We start from the raw sequence: 25041 nt of genomic DNA, 5'->3' as shown, positions 1-25041 counted from the left end.
GTCCCTCGGTAAGAGATGACTGCAATGGCTTTGTTGTTAGAGCGGCGAGGTCGTAAACCTCGCGATGCTGAGATTATCTGAAGAGCATCTCTGCTGTGATGGGAGCGAACTTCTCTTCTCCGGCGCGACGGATCAAGATATTTCTGCTACTCCAGTAAGTAGGCCAACCGCCTTGAACGGCTCCCACCCAAATCGTCTTGATGGGGTGATAACCCTTTTGGAGGGCGCGACTGCTGTTCTTGCGAGAGTATTTCTTCACCTCGCCCACATTGTCGATCAGCTTCACGTTGTCAATCCAGAATTCACTGTTGTCTGTGGAGAATTCGTACACGCCATCTTCCGGTATGAGGACGTAGCCCGTAGCTTCTACGGCACTACGCTGTACTTCGTCGAGGGAGTTGACGAGTTGTTCCTTCACCATTTCGCCAAACGAAGTGATGCTGCCCACTCTCCAAGATGTTGCCTGTGCAAGATCCGGCACGTCGTAGAAATTGCCGTGCGCTGTCCGTGTCGTCAGTCCGGGCTTCGCTCCGGGCACATCCATGGCAGGGCTGTAAGCTTGTTTCTCCACGCGGATTGTCCGCACAGGACTCATCTTGCCGCCGGCCATTACGCTGCGGATTTTGAGGATGCCCGACTCTGTAAATTCGAGCGGTGCGGTATAGGCTGCCGACTCTGGAGTCGGTTCGCTCTCGTCCAACGTGTACACCATTTTGATGGGACGCGAGGTTGTGAATGTCAGCTTGACCGAATCGGTGAAAGCAACGAAGCCGGATGAGCCGTTGGGCTGTTCGGGTTGGGGAATGTGGTAGTTGATGCCGTGCATATCCATGCGCACAGAGGCATTCTCCAAGCGGCGACAGAAGTCTTCGTAGTTCTTCTTGTCGAGCGGAGACCACGTTGCTTCTGCCAGAGCCAGCATATGCGGATAGGCGTGATAGTCATAGAGATCTGCCGTGTAGAGGTACTCGGCCCAGAGATTTACTTGTGCTCCGAGGACATAGTGATGCTTGTCGGCGGGCAGTTCTTTGGGTAGTGGATTGTATTCGTACACAGTCTGCAGAGAAGAGCTTCCGCCGATGCTCACAGGCTCGACAGTCGGGTCGCCATGATAGAAATTGATGTAAAGGCCTCCGCTCATAGGCGTCATGATCACATCGTGATTCATATTGGCAGCAGCGACTCCGCCTTCTTCTCCGCGCCAACTCATCACAGTGGCAGAAGGCGCGAGTCCTCCTTCGAGGATTTCGTCCCAGCCGATGAGTTTCTTGCCATGCTTTTGCAGCATTTCTTCGGCACGACGGATGAAGTAACTCTGTAGCTCATGCTCGTCTTTGAGCCCATTCTCACGAATGCGCTTCTGGCAGAGCGGGCAGGTCTTCCAGCGATCTTTGGGGCATTCGTCCCCGCCGATGTGGAAGTATTCGCCTGGGAAGAGGGGAGCCACCTCGTCGATGACATCCTGTATGAAGCTGAAGACGCTGTCTTTGCCGGCGCAGTACACATCTTGCTCCACGCCCCAAATGATACGTGGCTTGAAGTCTCGCGGATAACAAGCGAGCTGAGGATAGGCTGCAAGTGCCGCCAAGGCATGGCCGGGGAGCTCTATCTCGGGGATGACGGTGATGAAGCGTTCGGCAGCATAGCGCACCACCTCGCGCACTTCATCCTGCGTATAGAAACCGGCGTACTCTGTGCCGTCACCTTCCGTTCTCGTGCTTCCCACTTCGGTCAGGCGCGGATATTTCTTTATTTCGATACGCCAAGCCTGATCTTCGGTCAGATGCCAGTGGAAACGATTGATCTTGAACATAGCCATTATGTCGATGTGCTTCTTCACCTCGTCCACCGAGAGGAAGTGACGACATACGTCCAGCATGAATCCGCGGTAGCCGAACCGGGGTTCGTCTTGGATGTCCACACCCGGTATCTCCCATGCGAGAGCCACCTCCTTCGGGGACTCTACCTCGGAGGGCAGGAGTTGCAGGAGCGACTGCATACCGTAGAAAGCACCGTGGGCCGACTTGCCCTTGATAATCACACCTTTCTTGCCGGACTGTAGCGTGTAGCCTTCTTCTTTGAGCGTAAGCATCGGGTCCACACCGATGTAGATGCTGTTGGATGTAGGCTCATCACCGATCAGGATTTCCGGGGAGAGATCGGCAGATGCCTGCAGCTTGCCGGCGAGGAACTCCGCGATGGGTTTGAGTTCTTCGGCGGCTACAATAATCTTGGTCTTGCTGTCGAGGGTGAAGCTTTCGCCCGTTTCTGTCAATTCTTTGGGCAGAGGAATGATGTTGATGCCCTTGTCGTACTCGGGAGTTTCCATCTGACGGGTTTTCTGCGAGCAGGCGACGATGGCGAGAAGGCAGCATAGTATGCCGACTCCGAGAGTCAGTCGTTTCATTGTTGAATGCGTGTTAGTGATCATAAAAAGAAAGCACGCAAGCGGGAGGCGGAACCGTATCCGGCACCACACGCTTGCGTGCTTCGTTGGGGGATGAGGCAACAACTTCGCCTACCTCACGGAGAGACAGGCGGGGATGCCCTTGTACATTACCAAGCAAAGAGAGGATAAGCAGCCATCATCTTGTTCACCTCGGCACGGACGGCAGCTATCACTGCTTCGTCTTCGGGTGCAGAGAGTACGCGATCAATCAGTTCTACGACGTAGGGCATCTTATCTTCCTTGACGCCACGCGTGGTGATGGCGGGAGTACCTACACGGAAGCCGGAGGTCTGGAAGGCAGAGCGAGAGTCGAAGGGTACCATGTTCTTGTTCACCGTGATGTCGGCGGCTACGAGTGCCTTCTCTGCCACCTTACCGGTGAGCTCGGGGAACTTGGGACGCAGGTCGATGAGCATGCTGTGATTGTCCGTACCGCCGGAAATCACCTTGTAGCCCTTGTCCATGAATGCCTGTGCCAATACGGCGGCATTCTTCTTCACCTGGGTCTGATATACCTTGAACGAAGGATCCAGCGCTTCACCGAATGCTACGGCTTTGGCTGCGATCACATGTTCCAGCGGACCTCCCTGCACGCCGGGGAATACGGCCGAGTCGAGCAATGCGCTCATCTTCTTGATTTCGCCCTTCGGTGTCTTCTTGCCCCAAGGATTGTCGAAGTCTTTACCCATGAGGATGATACCGCCGCGCGGACCACGGAGTGTCTTGTGCGTCGTTGAGGTAACGATGTGGGCATACTTCACGGGATTTTCGAGCAGGCCGGCAGCGATAAGACCGGCGGGATGTGCCATGTCGATGAGTAACAAGGCTCCTACCTTGTCAGCGATCTCACGCATGCGCTTGTAGTCCCACTCACGAGAGTAGGCCGAGCCACCGCCGATGATGAGCTTGGGCTTGTGTTCGAGGGCCATCTTCTCCATGTGGTCGTAGTCCACCATGCCCGTTTCTTCGCTCAGGTTGTAGCCGATGGGGCGATAGAGGATACCCGAGCTGTTAACGAGAGAGCCGTGTGAGAGGTGACCTCCGTGCTCGAGGTTGAGCCCCATGAACGTGTCGCCGGCGTTGAGGCAGGCGAGGAGAACTGCCATATTGGCCTGTGCACCGGAGTGGGGTTGCACATTGGCCCATTCGGCACCGTAGAGTTGTTTGATGCGGTCGATGGCGATCTGTTCGCTCTGGTCCACCACTTCGCAACCACCGTAGTAGCGCTTGCCGGGATAGCCTTCGGCATACTTATTGGTCATGCAGCTGCCCATGGCTTGCATAACTTGGTCACTCACGAAATTTTCTGAGGCGATCAGCTCGATGCCTTTGAGCTGACGCTGGTGTTCTTTTTCGATCAGGTCGAAAATTACATTGTCCTTTTTCATTGCTTATTTGGTAGATATTAGTCCTGTGTTTGGTGCTATTATCCTTGTTGTTATACGTGCAAACGCAAAGATAGGTATAATGTTTGAGTTGCGGATAAATGCATAAGACTGCTGAGCCGAGCCTGTTTCATGTCTGACCTATAAACGAAATTCATTGTAGACTCCTAGTAAGTCCGACACAAAAGATTAATTTAGTAAAGAGCTTTCGATTGGAGGTGTTTCTGGCCCCCCTCCGCTCGGCTGCGAGATCATTTTAACCAATTCTTCTCGTGTCTTTTTCATAAGATTGTTTTCTGCGAATTGCCTAAATGCTTCATATATCTCTTCCTTGCCATAATAGTCGTTTTGAGTGGGTGAGTGTAGAATACTGTCTGCGTCAAAGTTTTCGCCCAATAATTTGAGATTCAATATATAATTAATCATTGTAGACTGATATGATAAGCAATTGGGGCTAATAGTGTCAAGGATGTTTCTATACAATAAATCTGCCTCCTTATATTTTGTCATTGCTTGTATTGAATCTTTTTTGTTTTGTTCGAGAATGGCACCAATCATTGTTTTTAAGTCAGGATTTTCAGGATTAATCTGTTCCATTGATTTTAATGTAGCAAAAGCATCATCCATTAATCCTAAACGATATTGAAATGTCAACTTATTCCAGTAAGCTAAATAGTAATCAGGCTTCATAGCAATGACCTTATTCAATAATTCGATTGCAACCATGATTTTTGCAGTGTCTCCCAATGAGCCGATTGCAACAGCACTGTCGTTTAATTGTCGTACTTGCTTATTAAAATTATCTTTTTCCGCTTTCGAATTGCAACTCAAAAGCAATAGGCATGAGGTAATGAACGAATAAATATGTAACTTCATTTTCATAATCATAATCTGTTAAAGCTCTTACTTCTGTAGATTCGGAGCCGCTTTCACCTATTTCTCCTCATTATATCTTGATTAACAACCCTTTTCAAACATATACATATGGTATACAATATGCATGTATATATAAATATTACAGCAAAAGAAAGAAGCATACTGATCATTATGGGCACATCACCATAATGAGGGAAAAAGCCCGCTAAATGAGCAATATATTTTGATGCTTCAAATAAAAGCCATAAAGACAATCCCATAAAGATTGTGGTCGCAAACATTTTTTTTGCTTTTAAAATGCAGTAGCACATGCTTACAGTAACTCCTAAGAACAAAGCTCCTTCCAGTATTATTTCAATATTGGATTGGATATAAAAAACTCGTTCGCAATCGGTACATGGAATGTGAAAAATATACTTTAAGCCAAACATCAAAACGAAATAAGCTGTTTGCAATAAACAGATTCTTATATTTAAATTAGTAGTTGACATATACATATGTGATTTTTTGCAATCTGGTTAGGCTATAAATTTTGCCAATATTCGCCCCCACATCAATACATCCTGCAGATCCTTTAAAGAGTCCACCATGAAGATAAAATCCGCTCCGTGCCGAATTATTTCTCACTACTTCCAACGGCACATTATGAGTACCCCAATCTCCACCTAATATCAACCGTTTAATCTGCTGAATCCTTGTCATGGTTTGCCATTTGTTATTTTTGTAGCTATATTCTCCTTCGGGTATCGGCCCTAAATTTTCTATATGTTGCGAAGCTGGATTATTCATGTGTTCACCTTTCCCAGAAGTTGCTGATGTAGAATAGATCACACTACCGTCTTTATCCACAACAGACAACTTCGCTCCATCATATGCCAACGAAAGTCTACTATTAATTCCTTGCTGTAAATGATTCAATCCAGCAGTCATCAATCCTATGGTTACTCCTTGCCAAAAATCGCCTCCTGTTACAGCTGCAGAAACACCTCCTACTAACCCAGAAAAAGCATAATTGCCAATGATATTGGCTGCAATCTGAGCTGGCGCATATATCATAAAAGCGGAACCGGCCAAAGAACTTAAGCCACCGGAGACAAAACCTGTCCCAAAATTGTCGCCCTGTATCCTTGTTATCATTCCATTTGCGGCTCCATGTGACAATGCGCGATAGGCTTCACCGATAATCCCGTTGCTTCCTACCGCTCCGAAAGCTTGTCCTATACCTGCGGTAAGAATGCCAGAAGCCGCTCCAAAGCCCATAGACTTGGCAAACTGCCCCCAATTCCAATTACTGAAGCCGCCGGAACTCATTGCTACGCTTGCCGTATATGTGGCTCCACCGATTACAGCACCCCAGCATGCAGCATCAATAAAAGTTCCTAATCCGGGAATAAGGAAAGAAAAAAAGAATTCTCCGCTAGGATCCGTAAACTTGAGGGGATTATTGAGGCAGTAGCTGTAGCGGTTGAAGTTTTGAGAGAAATCCGGCATTTGCACATAGGGATCCGGCGAGAGGAAGCGTCCGATAGCAGGGTCGTACAGTCGGGCATTCATATTGACCAATCCAAACCAGGGAAGATACTCGTGCCCTGTATAGCCCCGTCCGAGCAGGAGCAGTCGGTCATAGTCGGTGGACAACTCTTCGCTTCGGGTATAAGGTGTACCGTCGGTATGCAGCAATTTTCCCCATGGGCTGTATCGCATGCGGTGCACCACCGTGCCGAAGGCATCGGTAATATCCGTCACGCTGCCTTGATAATCGCGATAGATATAATGTAATTTCCACTGTCCTGAGTTGACCCGCACATAGACCGCCGGAGCTGAATAGGCATCTCCGCCGATATAGTAACGCTCGATATTCTTTCTTTGTGTACCGTATGAATCAGCTTCATAGTTGCCGATGTAAGTTCTTTTGAAGAAAGGATCTTTGAGCATGGGGGTTCTTACCGTCATAGTCGTACGACTATAGTCATCAGCATAGGTCAGCGTTGCTGTATAGCCGTTCCCTGAGATCGTAAGCGGCCGGTCGAAGGAGGCATAGGTGATTCGCTGAATAGTTGTATCAGCCAAAGCCACTGCTCCTTCGATAAGCGTCATCCCTGTCAAGCGGTAAGGACGAGCAGAGGAATATCGCATTTCTCCGATGTTGCTCACAGTCGTGAAGTTTTTATTACAAAGGAAGCTTTCTTTTTGAAAATCAACAAGGGGTTCATCGAGGAATTTGTATTTTCCTTGAGGAAGTGCACTTCGTAGGCGTAATGTGCACTGATGGTGGGCGAGGGGCTTTTCTTTTTTTGGTTACCTTTGTTTGTCGGCAGGTGGGGCTACAATCCATAAACAGCTGAGTCCCAATAGACACCGACCGATAAATTTCAAAGGACTATGTAGTAAATGAAAGCAATGATGAATAACGAACCTATCGGCAAAATCGGCGGGGATAGCTCTGCCTTACTCCTCTTTCCCCTATCTGAACGGTGCAGCATCGGAGCTATAGCAATCCGAACGGCCAAACATTATCACCTCTCGATCATGAATAGGATGGTATAACCCTTTGCCTGTCATCGCAAAGAGCAAGAAGCACCCGTTGAGTTCGCGACCGAACTCAACGGGTGCTTCCTTATTGTCACGATCCGAAAGGGCTTAGCAGGGATGCAATAATTAGGTTTTCGAGATCTAAACTATATAATTTTCAGGTGCAAAGATTATAATTATCAGAATTGATTTTTATAAATATTGAGTGTAAGAATTATAAAGATCGTCACCGGTTCCCTAATAATCACCATCCGGCTCTTGTCCTCGTGTTTTACTGCATTTTTGTTCTCCGACTGATCTTCAAAAGTCTGCTTATTTAGAATGAATCCAAATAGCTTTTCGATGTTGAAATCTTTTTCATATTTTAATTAAGGATTAAGCCAGTGGTGACCATAAGCAAGAGCTTCAAAGTAATTCCTCTCGAAAATAAAATCAATGAGGCTTTTACCCTGTGAAGCTACAAATCCCTGTCGCCCATAATGAAGTAAGAAAGTGTCTCCCAGCTGGCGCAGGTCTCTGGCCTGTGCTGACGAGGCTTTCCTTATAGTGAGGCGCGGGCTAATAACCCGCGCCTTGCGGGGAGATACTTGTCCCGAGAGCTTTCGGGAAGTTAGAAACTTGCGCCGGATAAGTAGCACTGCCACACTAATTCTTTAACTGTATTCGTATCGTATCGCTTATGATAGACTTTTCCTCACAAGTGATGAATTTTGAGGGTAAAATTAATATCATCCCTCTTGATTTTTGATATGGTACAGTTGATTGTAAATTGCACGAAAGAGTTATTACATCTCCTCTTTTGGTTTTGATTTCCTTCCCTGTTAATTCTACGCTGTTTAGCCGTAAACGAATATTTGTAATTGTGTCTTCACCGGAAGTTGGTTCTATTTTCAATAACTCCGTATTAACAACATAATTACCATTAAATACACAGCGTATAAGCACTCCCGTAGAGAATGAAGAGCCTCTTATTACCATTGTTCCACAGTCACTGGATAAAATATACTCCCTTTCTCCTTGTACTACAAAAGGTGTCGACACATCACAAGAAACACAGAAAAAGGTAAAAAATAACAACACTAATGCTTTTGTTTTCATAATTATAACTGTTTTTATGTTACCACCAATAGCTTCCATAAGCTTGGTCTTCAAAATAATTATACTCTTTAAGAAAAGAACCTCCCATTAACATTGCGCCTATTCCCTGTAATCCGTAATTCAAAAGAAATTTGTCGCCAAAAGCACGTGATTGCCATAAGTGGTGCAGTTCGTGTGGATACATAGTTGGATCATTAAAAAGTCCACTATTCCCAACTACTGAATGTGCACCAAATCCAGAGGACCAATCTTGAGGATCATAAAACTTATCGACAATGCCACCTGTGTAATTTAAAGATAAATTTTCCCAATCAAAATTGATTTTACCTCCAAAAGCTAAGTTGCCTAAACCAAAAACATTGGTAGCAATGTTTCCTAAATTATTCTTCCATTGTAATAGTTTTTGTCCTTTGCCAAGAGTTAGATTAACAGGTCCAACTCCCAACGTTACTTTTGAAAACGGATTTTCACCTCGTGCCCAATTATTGCCTATCGAATTTCCAGCCGTTCCAATCATTTGATAACCCAATTTGCCTGCTAATTTGCCAATATCAGAGGTGGCTCCAAATCCTTTTACCATTCCAAAACCACCTGAAGCGTTCCAAGCACCTGTGGCTAACCCGACAATTCCTGCTTTCCAAGCACCGTCCCAACCTTCACCGGAAAAGGCATTCATTGCAATATTAATAGTTCCGCTATTCAACATTGAACTTACCAAGCCTGCCGATTTCGTGGCAACGGCAGTAGCTCCGTAGGTTCCGTTAGCTGCTATTGTCGTCATACCTGTTGCTCCTATTGCCCGCGAGTAGCTCCATGCGGTGGTCTTGCCAGATGTTTCGGTTGTTTGTGTGGGGAGGTTGTAGGTGTCATTGAGTGAAAATAAGTTTTAGGAATAAAGCTACCCCGCCGCAGCGGGATAGCTGTCGGTATTTTCGAGTTTTTTACTACGATGTGTTGTTTGTCTTTTTTTTGCGCATGGTAATATAATTTGTTATATTGTTGAAGTGAGAATTGCTGATTTAAGATATTGCTTATCTGTTACAAGATAAATCGAAATAATATCCTTTCTTAATTATAACAAATAATACCCCGTCTTTTGGAGCGTCGGGAATGCCTTTCTTTTCGGCTTCTGCTTTTGTAATCCGTTTTGAACTTTTTATATTAGTAAATTTGAATTGATTTCTAAAACAATCCACTTTTTCTTTCTCTCTAATTATTAATCCATTTAAGATCAATAAGGGATAGGTAAAATGACAATCTATTCCTGCATTTTTACGCTCTTCAATATTTTTATCACTTGTTAATGGATAAATAATGGCAGGATTACCAGAAGAAACTATAACACTGTCGGTGTTTTGACAAACAACATTTGTTGTGTTGATGGTTAAAAACACAAAAATAAAAAACTTCTTCATAATTACATCAATCCGTTTAATGTGCACCTAAAATGAAATATAATATTTTCGTTTTAATTTCTTTATTTTTTTGTCAATGAATTATCTTTTTGCCGGTAAAATAGATGATGATTATGCTGTTTGTTAAAAACATGGAAAGCGAGTTTTGTATACTCCACTCTTTATCCTCTCAAAGATTTCATCAGGGTTTATTACAAGGCCTATTTCTGCATCTCGATTTTCTCCTCTGAGCTCACCAACAAACTTCATTGGTTGGTTAATTTTCCACACCAACCAACGTTTGGATACAGGGACATAACCATCTTCATCGTAGGTCCTAAAAAGGACATTCACGTCTTCTTCGAAACTGATCCGACCAACTTTATACCACAAACCCGACTGAATACCCCATCGAAGGACTGTGTGTGCATAAAAATCAACCTTACCCGCGGTAATATTTTCTAAGATCGGGGAATAGCCTAAGGGATACTCTTCCACAAAAGCACGTATTACGTTACTGTTGAGCTGTGTCATGTCATTTGCGATGTACTGAATGTATTTCTTGCAATTATCCAATTGGACTTCAAAAACGTCCCCTATCCTTGTGATTATTCGCTTTGCCATGCTCTTATTCTTCTACCTCATATCTATCATTGCAAGATCCTTTCCCGACCACGGGTTAATTCCATTCGCATACGAAACACCAATGGTTGAGGCTACTCCATTGCCATGTTCCGTCCCATACCGTTAAATGAATTAGAGAATGCGACATCCAAACTTTTCCCTTGAACTTTCTAATTAAGAAAGTCGTTGTTAGACTCTCTTAAATCATAAATTGTCATCTATCTTGAATTCTTGAGCAATGATTACGATTGTGCTTTTTGTGGAATTGGTTTCAATCTCATAATAATTTAAGTCAACATCATCGATCAATCCTTTCCATTTTTTATAAAGCTCTTTTACCAAATAACTGTTTCGATCTTCTGAATACGCTTTGAAAATAGAATCTAAAGCAACTATGCCAAAATTCATTTCAAAGCTGGCGAAATATACATTGCTAAAAGTTATTGTACTTTTTATCCCATTAGTCCAGATTATATCTAATTGGATAATGTCCCTTTTCCCAGGGTTACTTCTGTCGATGGATATGTTTTTGATTACGGCATCATGCCAATTTAAATCATTAAAATCCATTTTTTTTGTTTTATTTATGCCACCAAGGCCATCTGTTAATGTCGAAAATATGTGTTTTATTCCCATTTAGATGGAAATGACTTGTGTTTGGACCTTTATATCCTGGAAGAGTTGGAGGATCTATTCGTACAATCTCAATAAATTTTCCATCCACTATCTTTCCGTAACTTCCAAATCTTCCGTATGGATTTTCTATCAAATTATCAGGAATATAAGCACCTTTTGGTAGAACTATACCGTCAGAAGTCACTGTAAATACATCCGAATAAGTATTTAAATCATTAGGTTTAACTTGTGACGAAATAGAGGTATTTAAAGATTTTCCTGTCCACGGACTTATTCCATTCGCATAGGAAACGCCAACGGTTGAGGCTACTCCGATGGCTCCTCCTATTGCCATGCTCTGTCCTATACCGTTAAATGAATTAGGGAATGCGACATCCAAACTTTGCCCTTGAAGCAAACCAGCCGTAGTACCACCTGCAATATGACCCGCTCCAGCTGCTAAAGGCGAAACTACTGCCGAACGAAGAACAGGGCTATTGATGTTGTTTACAAGCAGAGATGAATTGGCTGCCCAATAACCGGCACTTCCTCCTGCAAATCCAGATACACCACCAATGCAGGCATTTTTCCCAACCTGCGTCCAGTCAACGTTCTCTATCCCACTAAAATTTTTTCCGGTTTGAGCAACTATATCATTATTCGTGGATACTAAAGCCCCCATTCCGGCAGCAATGCTTGCTATTGTTAAAATTCCGGCACCTGCCGCCGCCACAACTGTCGTTGCAACTGCAGCGGCAGAACCAACAATAAAAGATGAAATCCCATCCCAAAAACCTTCAATATTTTCTTTATTAGAAAAGAAATTAAGCCCTCCTCCCAATGCCGCTACCCCCAGTAGAACCCAAGCAAATTCTCCGCTAGGATCCGTAAACTTGAGGGGATTATTGAGGCAGTAGCTGTAGCGGTTGAAGTTTTGAGAGAAGTCCGGCATCTGTACATAGGGATCCGGCGAGAGGAAGCGTCCGATAGCAGGGTCGTACAGTCGGGCATTCATATTGACCAATCCAAACCAGGGAAGATACTCGTGCCCTGTATAGCCCCGTCCGAGCAGGAGCAGTCGGTCATAGTCGGTGGACAACTCTTCGCTTCGGGTATAAGGTGTACCGTCCGTATGCAGCAATTTTCCCCATGGGCTGTATCGCATGCGGTGCACCACCGTACCGGCAGCATCGGTAATATCCGTCACGCTGCCTTGATAATCGCGATAGATATAATGCAACTTCCACTGTCCGGAATTGACCCGCACATAGACGGCCGGAGCCGAATAGGCATCTCCGCCGATATAGTAACGCTCGATATTCTTTCTTTGCGTACCGTATGAATCAGCTTCATAGTTGCCGATGTAAGTTCTTTTGAAGAAAGGATCTTTGAGCAAGGGAGATCTCACCGTCATAGTCGTACGACTATAGTCATCGGCATAGGTCAACGTTGCTGTGTAGCCATTCCCTGAGATCGTAAGCGGCCGGTCGAAAGAGGCGTACGAGATGTTTTGTCCCGTAGTATCGGCAAATGCTTCCGCTCCCATTTTCAGCCCCATATTCACTATTCGATATGGGCTTTGAGTAGAATATATGAATTTCCCAATGTTGCTAATTTCCGTGACGTTGCCGTTAGGAGTATAGTAGAAAGACGTTAGTGTCGCTATGCCGAGGTCGCCGTTTGGTCTATGTTCCGCTGCTCCGGTCAATCGATTAAGTCCGTCGTAAGAAAAGTTTTCATATCTACCGGAATTCTTATCGCTTCGCATCAGGAGATTTCCCGTTTGAGGATCGAAATCGTAATTGAATCCACCCACGCCGGTCGTAAATCGCTCGGTAGGTAATCCCATGGTCGAATACTTGTATTCGCGAGTGCGGTTGCCGGTCCTTACTTTAGTAGGCAGTCCCATCGCATTTTCCTTCAAAAGCTGCCAGATCAAGCTGCCGTCCTGCAGCGTTTTGCGAGTCAGTGTACCACGCGTATACTGATAAGTTTCTGTCACAGTCGCTCCCGTCGGCAAAGTCGCTGTCTTGCCCTGAAGCAGTCCGAGGGTATTGTACGAGAGTTGTTCGATGAGATTTTTTCCTTCGACTGTCTCCTCTGTGCGAATGAGACGATCCAAATGGTCATAATCATATGTGCGCGAATAACCGCTGGTCGTTATGGCTGATTTGACCAAATCCTTGTCATAGGTATAATTGGTGGTGAATTCGGGGGTCACGGTTTTTTGGAGTCTCCCGAATTCATCATACATAGAAGTAATAACCTTTTTACGGGCATCTTTGCGGACGGTTGTACGGCGGCGGCCGGTCCACGTTTCAGTCGTCTCTATTCTGCCCGCACTGGGGTCGATGATAGCTCTCTGACGTCCGTATTGATCATACTCGAATAGGGTCTTGACATTGCCGGGGGCTTTTATCTCCGACGGTTGTCCGTCAGGTCTGTAATGGTATGTGATTTCGCCACCGGGATCGGATACCGATTCCAACAGTCCACTTGCATCCGATACGCGTGTAGTCGTGATTGCCTCCTTGGTTTCGGACACACGTCTTGGTGTATATGCCCATGTCTGCACTGCTCCTGATGGCATGGTTTGCTTCACAGGACGTTTATAGCGGTCATACTCACAGGTATTCCAATGTAAAGGCGTATTTCCTTTGAAAGGCAAGGACTCCCGCTTGAGCATGCCGGCCGCTGTATACTCTTTGGCCGTGTATAGCCAACTACCGTCGAAACGCAGCATCCCCGTCTTCACCTCACGACCGTACGCGTCATATTCTGCCAGAGTTTTTCCTCCATCGTTTGTTGATGTTATGACCTGAAGATTACGGGGATATCCGTTTGTCAGTAATTGGCGGCTATATTCTTCCTTGGATCCATCGGCATTCCTTATAGAGGCAATATTACCCCAGGCGTCATAGACTGAACGTATCTCATTACCTCGGTCATCACGAATAAGGCATGGGTGCCCATACGCATCATACTCCTCGTAAACGGTCTTCTGTCCGAATATATCAGTTTCGCTTGCAAGTCTACCCTTATCATCGTAGGTATAAGTCTTGCCTCGGAAATCGGTGGCATCGTATGGAGCACTCGTCTCCGTCGTCATATTGCCTGCATCATCGTATTCCCTCCTTATTTCCCCTGTTTTAAGGGTTCCGTTTTCACCGGTAAATGAGATGATACTGATGGGGAGAAGAGCAGCGTTGTAGGCAATCGATTCTTTCTGCATCCACTGGTTGCCATTCCTTTTATGAGTCGTAGTTTTAGTCAACGGCAATCCAAGGCGATAAGAATTGCTTTGCTTGATGTGACGGTAGGTTTGCTCAGTAATAGTCTGTACGCCTTCACCATTATCCTCTGTCGTCTTCACGGGGAAATCTTCGGAATCATAGGTGTAAGTCCTGGACAGCGTAGTGTTATTGAGCAGATCTGATTCCTGGGAGGAGATGAGTAGAGGCTTCTTCCACGGTCCCGTTTGTCCATTGCTCTGATAGATGAAGGACGATGCTTTGATTTTGTCCGAGCTATTGAAGCCAATTCTTGTTGTGGAACTAAGAGGGACTCCTTGCTGCAATGGATCATATTGTGTAACGGTTTCCACTCCATCTCCAAAAGCATAATCCCATGAGGTATAGGTTTTCGTCTCCTTGAAACCGCAAAATCCCAGACCGTGACGATTGATCACACCATCCGTGAAGGTGTATTCCGTCAATTCCCGATGCGGCTCCCCCTTTATACCCTTGGAAACCTTGGATACAGTCTTTAGCGGAAAAGAAAGGTAATTATATCCATCCGGAAGAGGCGGGAAAGTATAGCCGGACTTAGGAGCAGCATATTCGTTGGTTTCAATCAATCCGGTACTGCTTTGTACTCCGGTAATAAGGTGGCGGGTCTGTTCGTCACAGGAAACTTCAAAGTAATAACCAATATTTGATTTAAGTCCTATGATGGGGCAATTTCTTCGTGGGCTAAAATTATTTGATTGAATCAAATCAAAATCATTAGTGCTGTTGTCCGAAAAATCTTCAGATAAGATAAAATCAGAAGGGCTGAATTCCCCATTACGATTAAAAAAGATACGTATGAGATAATTTTTTTGACTGTGAATATGATCATATGGAGTTGGTGCTAAATCTTTGCGTCGAACTTTTTCTAATAGATCAGGGAGTCCATCCTTGTTGATATCCATTAAATAGAAAGAACTTAACAACATATTTCGAACTACTTCAATTTGTTTTGTAACAATTTTTTCCCCATCGAAGAATTCTATCTTCCATTGCTTCCCTTTGTCCAGTAAAAATGCCCCTTCACCTTCATATGGGTATAAGCCACTATGCGGATGTCCAGGGTGTGGGAAAATTGTATAATACGAAGCTGTTGGGGAAATGAGTTGATCGGGCTTCCCATCACCATTTATGTCTGCTATTAAAAATTTCTTTGAATTTGTTATAAAACTGTCATCCTCCTCATCTAATTTCGTCGAGAAAAGTTTTATATTTATTTTGTCTGAAGAGAAGTCTTTGACTTTTTCAATCCATTTGAATGTGTTATATCCTGATATGGTAGAACAGACTAATTCTGCTTTTTCATCACCAGTAATGTCTCTAAAAAAAAGACCTTTATCGATGTTATATCCGTAGAGATGATTCGATATGAAGGCTTTTTTTTGTTTGAAGTTAAGGAGTGTAAGATCGAATAGTATTTGATCTCCATTGTTCTTCCCCCCTTTCCCTTTCTCGGGAATAATTGCAATGGCGTCAATCGCCCCATCTCCAGTCGCATCTCCCAGGAGAAAAGAAATATTGGTATAATAAGATTTTGGGTATGTCGAATAAGTCGTTTCTTCTTTGTTAAACCTGATTCCATCAAAATAATAGATCCAGCAATAAGTTTTCTGAGCATCGTATAACCCTTTGTTCGCTTTGTCCTTTTTGCTATCCACACTTATACAAATGATCTCATCTACCCCATCTCCATTAATATCTGCTACCTGAATACTTCTTGTGTATTTTTTTACTTTCAATGAGATAGGAGCGTAAGCAAAATCTTCGCTTGGAATAACAAATATTGAGTTATTATCTTGTGCTTGCCATTGATCGAAAATTCGATTGGAGAAACAGATGAAGCCATCCCTGTCACTTCCTTTAAAAAACCGTCCTCTACTCGTTATTTTATCTCCAGCTCCAGTGTCGAAAAGAGGGACAACTTCTCCCGTTTTATATATCTTATCTTCTTGAGAGGAATCGAATCCATATACAAAAGACAAAGGACTTAAAGATCGCTTCCCAGTTTCACAAGAAATTTTTTGTAATTGGGATTTATTGTGAGATGCTTTATATAGTAGAGTATATTTACGTAGGAGCTTCCCTTGGCCGTAAGAGTGAATACTTTTAAGACGCATATTGCTTTCATATGGCTGCCCGGAGATATAATGGACAGTACAATTTTGTCTGCCTTCATATTCAAAATCTATATGATTAAAATGGCTGTCCGCTGTTCGCCCTCCGTAAGCGACTTTAGTAAGAAAATATACGTTCCCAGACAAACGATAAGAATAATCCACACGGTACCCCAATGCATCGGTGTAAGATAAAATTGGATAGGAAGCTTGGGGCGTCGTATTATCTGGCAGTCCAAATGTTGCCCTTCCCCCATCTGGCATAAGAGCATCAAAGGAAATCAAAACATTGTCATTGTTGTACTTAGGTGTTATTCTCACCTTGCCCATTAAAGTTGTTCCACTTATTGCTCTATCTCCGTCTAAAGAGAGGGCGTATGTGTTTGGGTTAGAGAAGTCTACAGCACAGATGTCGTTGTCAAAATAAAGCGTTCGATTAACAAGATTAATTGCAGATGCTCCCACGATATTCCATCCAACACCAGCTACACCCTCCTGAATCGATTGGCTGTTATACGAAAGAGCTATTGTCGGCTTCGCTCCGACCGATGGAGCAGTGAAGATCGGTACGGAATAAGTCTTGGCTCCCGAAGGGCTCACTCCGGATTGATAAGAAATCTCTCCCGGATCCACATCCATATAGATGGGGAGGTTGTCTAACCCAGATATGGTTGCTGCAGCTGCATTCGCTGCTGCTTGAGCCTCTCGCAGTTCACGGATCGAGGTCGCTTTTTGTCTCTGCGATAAGGAGTCAAGAACTTCCAGCGAGAGGATGTCGGCTTTGGATGTAAGCGGAGAACAGAGAAAAAATGAAGAAAGGGAGAGAAGCGAGGCGTAAAGTTTTTTCATACGTCTATCCTAAATGTTAAAGTAAAAAAGTTTTATTTCTTAATGATTTTCCATGTGGATTGCTCTTTGCCGATAAAAAGGCGCATCGCATAGTTGCCGGCAGGAAGTCGACTCATATCAACCTTCGTCTCTCGATGATCCAACGATCCCTGTAGGACTAAGGAGCCATGGATATTGAAGATAGCGTACCTCCCTTTATCCTCGATAGAGCTGATGGATATGGTCAAAACAGATTCTACCGGGTTCGGATACAGTCTTATCTGTGTGTCTCCCAAAATCTCATTGAACTCTTTAGGTTCGTCTCTTTCTTCTTCACTCGACTCTTCACCTGTCGCAATTATGGAACACATAATGATAACTCTTGAAACCCGATTGCCGGAGGCATCATAAACAAAAGAGAGTGTCTGCTGTGCTCTGGCACCAAGGCATCCCAGAAAAGAGAGGAACAATGTAAAAAACAAATGTTTCATAGTTTGACTGTAATTATTTTAGCAACAAAGGAAGTGTATTTATCGAATATGAACAAGGCTCCTTTGTACATTCCTCCCATAAGTGCATTTGCGTTGCCCCTCGGTATGCAAAGAGAGCACCCGAATTGCTCGGATGCTCTCTTGTTTGTTGAATGTGTGCAGTCTACAGACCGCCGCCTATGCTCCCTTCTGCGCCGCTGCTATCACCGCCTTGTGCGGGAGGTGTCGGTATCGTCCCCTCTGTCGGAGAAGAAGAGAGGTCGTATGCAGGTTTCTTCTTTCTCTTCGGTTTGGGGAGCTGATCCTCGGGAACGTGGACGAGCTTCCCCTCCTCGATGCGATGCCAACGGTCGTCATCCTTTGCACCATCCATGTAGAAGGAGATGAGGTAGTGACGATTCTTGCCCGTGCCCAGTGTGCGCCCTGCAAAGGCCACCGTCATCCCTTTTTCGGTAATGAGCTCCGGTAACATGGGGCGGAGCAGTTCCTTGAAGGCGGCACGGCGCTTCTCGGAGGCTGCCCTACCGTATGCCGCGCGACGGGCTAGCTCGCTGCTCTGCTTGATAACGAGATTGTTGTACACCGTGATCAGTTGCCTGATTGCTTCGCTCGACTCCAGATTGTGCAGGGCATCGATCCTGTCGGTAACCGTTTCGATCCTGCTGTCCGTCTCCGTGCGCAGTCGGCGGATCTCCACTCCCACTTCGTTAGTGACCGATTTGAGTCGTTGGAGGTAGAGCGTTGCGAAAGTCTTGTTGATGGCATCGAGGTTGTCGATCATCTCTTTCAGTCCCAGCTTCTGCACTGCGGAAGAGAGGGCAGTGCTGCGGAGATCGGTCACCAGATTGGTGATGCCGCCCGTTTCTTGCGAATAGGGGAGATAGATCAGTCGCGGGTATCGCTCCAGCACGTCTTTTACAGCACGTGCGGCAGATAGCACATCGGCTTTTTTGCTCAGAAGGTCGGCTTGCACCTGCAGTGAGATCATGCGCCAAGCCCTGCCGCGTTCGTTGTCGAGGTGTGCCAGCTCCTGCGATCCCTGCTCCTTGCGTCCCAGATTGAGCAGAAGGTCTTCCTCCTTCAGCGCTTGTTCAAGCGGAGTGAGTACGGCATTGAGCTTACCGATGTTAGCTTCACGACAGAGATTTAGCACGTTCTGTGCAAACTGAAAATGCTCCAAATTGCGGAGTCTGCTTGTGGTGAATGATTTTGTCTTCATTCTTTTTGAATTAAATTAATTTAAGTTATTATTGTGGCAAAGCCATAGTCCCCTGAGGCGTAGCACGGGTTCTATCTACATCGGATGGAGCAACGGGGGAGTCCGGACGTTCTGCACGGGGCAGCATATCCCTTAGTCTCGTGGTCGAAAGAGTCGGCTATGTGTTTTTCGCCCGACTCTTATGTGGCTGCAACCTCGGGAATAGTCTCATCAAAACCTATTCCACCGGATCGAAACCTAACCCCAAAAAAACTACTGATGCGAATCTCCCGCGGCCAAAGCCTTAGGAAAATTCCGGACGAACATACTTCTCATGGTCTTTATCACCTCTAAAAGATATATGTGCGTGCACAATCCAATTCAATATAATCCCGACGCTTGGCCGAGCGGCTATGAGCTTTAGCCGATGCAAAAGTAGACAAAAGTCGGAAACTACCAAACGGGACGAAGCAAAACAATTGAGCGTGCACATTCCACTCATAAGGTGGAACATTGACTGTATAGGTAATGAAGCGCTATAAGGACAAGGAGGGACGACAAGCACGTCCGCCCTTACAGCTGCCGTTATACAATGAGAGCGTCTGAGTCTCTCAGGTTCTCTCTCTCGTTTGGGTCTGTACTGTGCCGTCACTTATGTTCCCTCTGCGTATTCCCTTGACAACCATGAGAGGGGGCATTTCCCTAAAGAGGAAAAAGTCTCTTTCCGGCTTCCTCTTTTCTATTTCTATGTCACGTACAAGTATGATAATAAAGAGTATACGGTATACGTCACGTCGACAAGAGGTGTTTCGTCGACTTCTTGTTCGGAAACTATTCTTTTACAGTGATTCCGTATTGGGAAACTCCTTTTGAAATGATTTGGAGAAAAAGAGAGTCAAAAAAATTTTCGATTTGATGGTTAGAAAAAAATCAACCTCACTATTTTCAATTCTTTCCCAAAAGTTTTAGTGCTAATCCAATGGTTGCAAAATTCCTCTTTGTCGTAAGTTAATAGTCCTCTTGCCGGATCGGCAATATAAAATGTATACCGCCCTTTGTTGTGTTTTTTCAGTTTGTAGAATACGACAAAATGATTTTGCTCCCAATGAATGATACAAGGCAGAGTTGCCTCCGTCAATAATGTATCAAAATTCAATCGCCCACCAACAGCTTTAAATCCAATCTTTTCAGAGGCATTACTGATACCAAGCAGAGAGACTCCATCTTTCCCAAATGAGCAAATATTTCTCAAATAGTCACGGTCAAATCGCAAGCTGTAGTGCTCTGCAATCATTGCCAAACACGCTGGTCCACAATCCATTGCGTCAGTCTGAGCTAAAAAAGAGAAGGATTTTTTTTCTTCATTTATGTTAAGTGTACAATGTTAAGAGAGGAATTCGGCTAAAAGTGATACTGCAGAGCAAGAGAAAGGCTGTATGCCTTCAGCTTATACTTGGAGTAGGAGGCGGTGGCATCCGTCAGGGAGAGCATCTGATACTCACTCGGTGCCGAGTAGATGAAGCTGAGCGTCCCAATCCAATGTTTACTTGTCTTCTTTACAGACATGGAATAGAAGTCGCCTCGCGTCTTTGTATCCTGTATCATATGGCGGTTGTTCCATTGCGCCCCTGCAGTAATGGCGATCTGACTACCCGGGAATACCGCCAATTGAGCTCCCCATATCTGATCGGTCAAATTGATCGGCCTGTCCGAAATCGTCCACTTCCTTGCCGAAAGCTCCCCGTTGAGAGACAGCTCCATCCATTTGAACGGCCGACTGAGTAGTTTCCCTCTCAGCGCGTAGGCCTCCGTAAGCACTTGCAAAGTAGCCTCCTGATGAATGACTGCCGATTTGTTCCGGTCATAGTTTGCCTGCAGAACGAGTTTGGACGCCAACGGTCGGTAGAAGAAATCCGTAGAAGCACTGACAGAAGAATAGCGCAGAACGGTGGGAATGGGGGCAAAGGTAGAAGATAGAGAGGAGGTATCCAGCTGCTCTGTGACAGAGGTGTTGGACTTCGTCCGACCTAACTGAGCTTCTATGTTGGCAAAGAAGAACTTGAGCGGATTCTTGTATTTGGCTCCGACCAGCAGGACATCGTTCGTCTGCTTTTGCCAGAGTCCGCCACCGGCTTTGTAATAAATATAATCCATCTGAATGGGAGCCGAGACAAATCCGGAGAGAGAACCGAGTCTTTCGGTGTGAGACGCTCTTGCGAAGAGACGGATGCGGGACGTAAGGATGTAGTCAAGGCTGCTTTCTGCGCCGAATACCGGCTTGCGGAAGGTATCCTTCGTCAGCGAATTTACCTTGTCCGAAAGGAAAAGCGCATGGATGCCCACGGGGAATTGGATGACAAAGAGTATGCCCCGTGCCCGATTGTTGTACGCATATCCGGGCATGGCCGTTGCCACCAGTCGGTTGGCGATGAGATCGTTCCGATCCAGTGCCGTGCCCCACTCTCTGAGAGTTGTCAGCTCGTGGTATTCGTAAGCCAGATCCGTCCCGAATCGAAGTCGATGATTCTTTCCCAACGGGCTTTCCCAAAAGGCCGATGTCTTGGACTGGAAGAACGAGCCGTTGAGTCGCTGCCGATGAGGCAGCGTGTCGGAGTTCAGCAGCGTCAGCTCGCTCTGCGGCGAACGGGCATAGCTGACCAAGAGATTCATCCGGAACGACCTCCCGTTGTTGTACTTGGAGTACTCGCTCTTGTTTTGGAAAGAAAAGTTCTTGTGGTGCAGAGACTCCTCCAAGAGAGAAGGAGTCCGGAGGCGGAAGTTATTGTCTGCGAACGCACCTTTGCCCTGGAAGGCATTCGTAAAGTACACCTTCGGTGTGTTGAGCTTGTAGTTGGCAGTAAGCTCCACTTCCCTGTTATCCTCATCGAAAAGACGATTCTCCTCGATCAGCACTTCGCCCGTAGGCGTATAGAAGATACGCGAGCGATCGTATGCAAAGCGATCCTCGTCACGTAGGTACTTGGCATTCATTCGCAAGGTGGCATATTCGCCAAACTTCGTAATCGCATTAGAGCCGACTAAGAAGTCTTGCCCCGTGATGTATCTTTCTTTGGGGATCGGGAGGTAAGCCGCAGCACTCCCCGAAGTCCATTCCTCGACAAGGGTCGAGAGAGGCTGTAGATCGAAATAATGTTGGTTCAGCTCCTCGGCTATCTGTTCGCCGGAATTGGCCATCTTGACGGAAGTAAGCGTCTGAAACTTGGGATTGAACAGCATCCCCAGCACGCCGGCACTATACTCCGATCTCTCGGCATAGCCATAACCTCCGCTGAGAGCAAAAGCAGGCTTGAAGCGTGCTTTCTTCGAGAGTTTCAGATTCAGTGCCACATTGTCGGAGACCTCCTTACCTCGTTTCTGTGCCATGCGCTGGTGATTCTCGATAATCTCCACGGCGCTGATCATATCGGCTTCCAAGTTGCGCGTCGCGACATTATAAGACCCGCCCATCAGGTCCAGCCCTTCGATGTAGAAGTCATTGATGGCACGCCCTTGATAGGAGATGGCACCCGATTCTGCCACTTGTATCCCGGGAATGCGCTTGAGCACATCCTCCACTGTGTAGTCTCCTTTTCCTTTGAACTGATCGGTCAGGATGCGCAACGTGTCGCCGCGCTCCCTGATTACCGGAGCCGAGACGACGACTTCTTTCAGAGCATTATCTTTCGGCCTGAGGCTGAAACGGTATTCCTGCTCTTCTTTTTTAAGTGGGACTTGCTCCGTGCTATAAGCCAGATGAGAGACTTCTATGCGAAGTTTCTGTTCTGTGTCTGGCTGTGCGTAGGAGAGCTGAAAAGTTCCTTGGGCATTAGTCGCCGCAAAGGAGAGAATACGGTGGTTACTGCCATATACTTTGACGATGGCCTGTTCTATGGGGCGCCCGGTCTCTTTATCCGTCACCCGCCCTTGGAGCGAGAGGCGAGTGGTCTGTGCAACTACCGCTAAGAAGCAAATGCTCCAAAGCAACGAGGCGATACCTATCTTTCGAGAGCAGCACATCGGAAAGGCGATTTTCGGAAGTGGACTCCGTTGATAAGCATCTGTCCTTCGATGACGGTAACCTCCCTAATGGCTTCCATTGACAACTGGGACATGAAAGCATCGGGATTCTGCTCGTAGATATTTTTATTCTTGACGAATTCGTCCCTTGCAGTCGCGATGGTGCTTTTGGTTTCGGGTTGGTATATACCTGCACTGCTCTGTTGCAGGCTGATGAGTTCAAAGACGTGACTCTTATCAGCCGCTTCCGCTCGCATGACCATACCGGGCAGGCCGCATAACTTCCAAGGCCCTGCATCAACAGCGATCTCGGGAGCAAACATCACTCGCCAACGGTGCCCGCCATAGTCGCAAAAGGCTTCTTGACACAGATAGCCTGCTATGCTGTCGGTCGCCTCTCCCATCTCCCACATAAGAGCGGACAGAGGCTCGTTATAGCGATACTGCTCTACTGCCAGTTGGTCATAGACAGTCATGTCCCCGCCTATCGGTCGTTGTACCACGGGGTCGAAGAAATCGGCATTTTGCAGATAAGCTCGCCATTTCTGTTCCTTCTCTTCATTCGTACTTGTAGGAGCATGATTCACGGAGTCCAGTTGGTAGAGTGCATAGTCCATGCAAGAGGTGACATTATGCCCCACTTGGAGCATCAGATAGAGGTCATGTGGCTGACTCTGTCCTGCTTCTTCGCAAGAACGGGTGTACTTGTAGATGCAATGGTAACGAGAGTGATCCACGGAGGACTGGGCCGATACATCGTTTGCCGCTGATAGCATTAGCAGAAAAACTGCACAAAAGAAGAATTTTTTCATTTTGACATTTTATTATGATTTATGATGGCAAAAAATACGCCTCATTCACACTCCACCCTGCATAAACAGAGTTCTGCGAGAGAATATCTATTGAATAGCTTGCTTGCAGGAGAATTAATGACATCTGTACAGTCCTTATTCTTAGAGATCGAACATACCCTCGAAAAAGGCAAAATCAAATTTCTTTTTCCGTCCGTCTACCAATGCGAATACATTGTCTTTTTATGCCCGATAATAGGTGTAATTCCATTTCTCGTGGCTGCAATAAATGGTTTGTTAATGTTGCGCAGATCTGAATTATTTTTTAGGCGGATGCAGTCAGAGGGTAATCCGTTATCTTCGAAGAAATTTTTTACCCCGTAAATGTTCAAAAAATATGGGTGGCAAGTGATGCGAAATTTTATTTCATCCTTGTTTGTATTTATGTTGAAGAGTCTTAGGTAGTTTTGAATCGTTTTTGGCGTCATATTTTAATTAAATGTGTAGATTCCTGAGTTGGTTTGGTGATTGTGTATCAATTCTTGTCTCTTTTTTGAGACAGACAAATATAACTGCTTTTTTCGATATGTGCGCGTTCCACCGAGCGCAGCACTAAGGCAAATTAAGAAAGAAATATTCGAAAGGTGTTCAATACATGAGTTTGCTCGGGTTATTGTTTAGTTTCTGTTCGATCATAGGAGCTGTTTAGGGTTATGTTGATGAAAGAAGAAAGCTTAGGATATTGCCGAATGAGTGTATGCGGGAGTTCGATGTGCGGTTATTCCGTAGAAGAGTATGGCCCCTGGCGAAATACACCGGCACCTTGAGGATCTTTTCAATCTTATCAAAGGTTATGAACTCTGGTTCGTTGTGATAGAATAGTGTAGTTGCTCTCTTCGTTTGAGATAGGTCGGTCTCTTGATCAGTTCTTTGACCAAGGGCTTTGCCTTGCGTCTGTGAGGTAGTAGCCTGAATAATGGAATAGTCAGTTTTCCGATCAGAGAGTGTGTGGTGAGAATCCTTGCGAATTTATGAAGCGGCACGATAGAGTATCGTCTAAAAGCAGATTCTATTTCTCTTAAGCGTATGAAAATCTGATGGCAGAGGAAACTGTGTCACATGGATGAGTCTGTGCTTTAGCATTGAAAGGCGGTATCGAAATATCTGTCCATCTCTTGACCAGGAGTGGAAACACCAAAACGTAAATTGAGTCCTTAAATAGTCGTCCCTTAAAATTCGTTTTAATCTCTGATATTCAGCAAATTAGTTTGCGAATATCTTTGCTAAATCTGCAAGTTTTCTTATCTTCATAGCAGAAAACTTGCAGATTTTATGATTAAAA

16 protein-coding genes are annotated in these 25041 nt (G+C 45.5%); 1 reads left to right on the top strand and 15 read right to left on the bottom strand.

Features of this window, described 5'->3' with window-relative positions; all coding sequences use genetic code 11:
* Nucleotides 1–73: 73 nt before the first annotated feature.
* The 4 genes from C7382_RS09090 to C7382_RS09070 all read right to left on the bottom strand — a co-directional run bounded on the left by C7382_RS09090 (nt 74) and on the right by C7382_RS09070 (nt 6807).
* Nucleotides 74–2407, bottom strand: a complete 2334-nt coding sequence (locus tag C7382_RS09090; RefSeq protein WP_116679962.1) for a family 20 glycosylhydrolase — start codon at nt 2405–2407, stop codon at nt 74–76.
* 149 nt (nt 2408–2556) lie between these two features.
* Nucleotides 2557–3837 (bottom strand): serine hydroxymethyltransferase, encoded by a 1281-nt coding sequence (gene glyA / locus C7382_RS09085; RefSeq protein WP_116679961.1) that lies wholly within the window; start codon nt 3835–3837, stop codon nt 2557–2559.
* 186 nt (nt 3838–4023) lie between these two features.
* Complete coding sequence (locus C7382_RS09080; protein ID WP_243405700.1) at nt 4024–4716, bottom strand: tetratricopeptide repeat protein; 693 nt, start codon at nt 4714–4716, stop codon at nt 4024–4026.
* 471 nt (nt 4717–5187) lie between these two features.
* Complete coding sequence (locus C7382_RS09070; protein ID WP_133241549.1) at nt 5188–6807, bottom strand: RHS repeat-associated core domain-containing protein; 1620 nt, start codon at nt 6805–6807, stop codon at nt 5188–5190.
* A 303-nt stretch (nt 6808–7110) separates the two neighbouring features.
* On the opposite strand from C7382_RS09070, the gene C7382_RS10125 reads away from it, so the two are divergent.
* Nucleotides 7111–7257 carry a hypothetical protein gene (locus C7382_RS10125; RefSeq protein WP_165815150.1) on the top strand — a complete coding sequence of 49 codons (147 nt, stop codon included), beginning with the start codon at nt 7111–7113 and terminating at the stop codon, nt 7255–7257.
* A 630-nt stretch (nt 7258–7887) separates the two neighbouring features.
* Here the strand turns inward: C7382_RS10125 and C7382_RS09060 are convergent.
* The 11 genes from C7382_RS09060 to C7382_RS09010 all read right to left on the bottom strand — a co-directional run bounded on the left by C7382_RS09060 (nt 7888) and on the right by C7382_RS09010 (nt 23720).
* Nucleotides 7888–8340 (bottom strand): hypothetical protein, encoded by a 453-nt coding sequence (locus tag C7382_RS09060; protein ID WP_243405695.1) that lies wholly within the window; start codon nt 8338–8340, stop codon nt 7888–7890.
* A 19-nt stretch (nt 8341–8359) separates the two neighbouring features.
* The gene (locus tag C7382_RS09055; protein ID WP_116679957.1) at nt 8360–9121 is read right to left on the bottom strand and encodes a hypothetical protein; all 762 of its coding nucleotides are present in this window, start codon (nt 9119–9121) and stop codon (nt 8360–8362) included.
* A gap of 250 nt (nt 9122–9371) precedes the next feature.
* Entirely contained in the window at nt 9372–9755 is a 384-nt protein-coding gene (locus tag C7382_RS09050; RefSeq protein WP_243405693.1) for a hypothetical protein, read from the bottom strand.
* A 123-nt stretch (nt 9756–9878) separates the two neighbouring features.
* Nucleotides 9879–10358 (bottom strand): hypothetical protein, encoded by a 480-nt coding sequence (locus C7382_RS09045; protein WP_116679956.1) that lies wholly within the window; start codon nt 10356–10358, stop codon nt 9879–9881.
* 204 nt (nt 10359–10562) lie between these two features.
* Complete coding sequence (locus C7382_RS09040) at nt 10563–10928, bottom strand: hypothetical protein (RefSeq protein WP_088528761.1); 366 nt, start codon at nt 10926–10928, stop codon at nt 10563–10565.
* A gap of 10 nt (nt 10929–10938) precedes the next feature.
* Nucleotides 10939–17223, bottom strand: coding sequence for an RHS repeat domain-containing protein (locus tag C7382_RS09035; RefSeq protein ID WP_243405692.1), 6285 nt, complete (start codon nt 17221–17223; stop codon nt 10939–10941).
* Between the two features lie 32 nt (nt 17224–17255).
* Nucleotides 17256–17693 carry a T9SS type A sorting domain-containing protein gene (locus C7382_RS09030; protein ID WP_116679955.1) on the bottom strand — a complete coding sequence of 146 codons (438 nt, stop codon included), beginning with the start codon at nt 17691–17693 and terminating at the stop codon, nt 17256–17258.
* A gap of 163 nt (nt 17694–17856) precedes the next feature.
* A complete protein-coding gene (locus tag C7382_RS09025) occupies nt 17857–18912 on the bottom strand; it encodes a DUF6261 family protein (protein ID WP_116679954.1) in 1056 nt (351 codons plus the stop codon).
* An 898-nt stretch (nt 18913–19810) separates the two neighbouring features.
* A complete protein-coding gene (locus C7382_RS09020; protein ID WP_449421199.1) occupies nt 19811–20260 on the bottom strand; it encodes a cysteine peptidase family C39 domain-containing protein in 450 nt (149 codons plus the stop codon).
* 32 nt (nt 20261–20292) lie between these two features.
* Nucleotides 20293–22908, bottom strand: a complete 2616-nt coding sequence (locus C7382_RS09015) for a carboxypeptidase-like regulatory domain-containing protein (RefSeq protein ID WP_116679952.1) — start codon at nt 22906–22908, stop codon at nt 20293–20295.
* The gene (locus C7382_RS09010) at nt 22887–23720 is read right to left on the bottom strand and encodes a GLPGLI family protein (protein ID WP_116679951.1); all 834 of its coding nucleotides are present in this window, start codon (nt 23718–23720) and stop codon (nt 22887–22889) included. The genes C7382_RS09015 and C7382_RS09010 overlap by 22 nt, the downstream gene beginning before the upstream one ends.
* Between the last annotated feature and the right edge of the window lie 1321 nt (nt 23721–25041).

This window comes from Porphyromonas loveana (assembly GCF_003096695.1).
In the GTDB taxonomy this organism is placed as follows: Bacteria; Bacteroidota; Bacteroidia; order Bacteroidales; family Porphyromonadaceae; genus Porphyromonas; species Porphyromonas loveana.
Note: the sequence above shows the minus strand (reverse complement) of the source record. Positions and strands in the feature narration are given on the sequence as shown.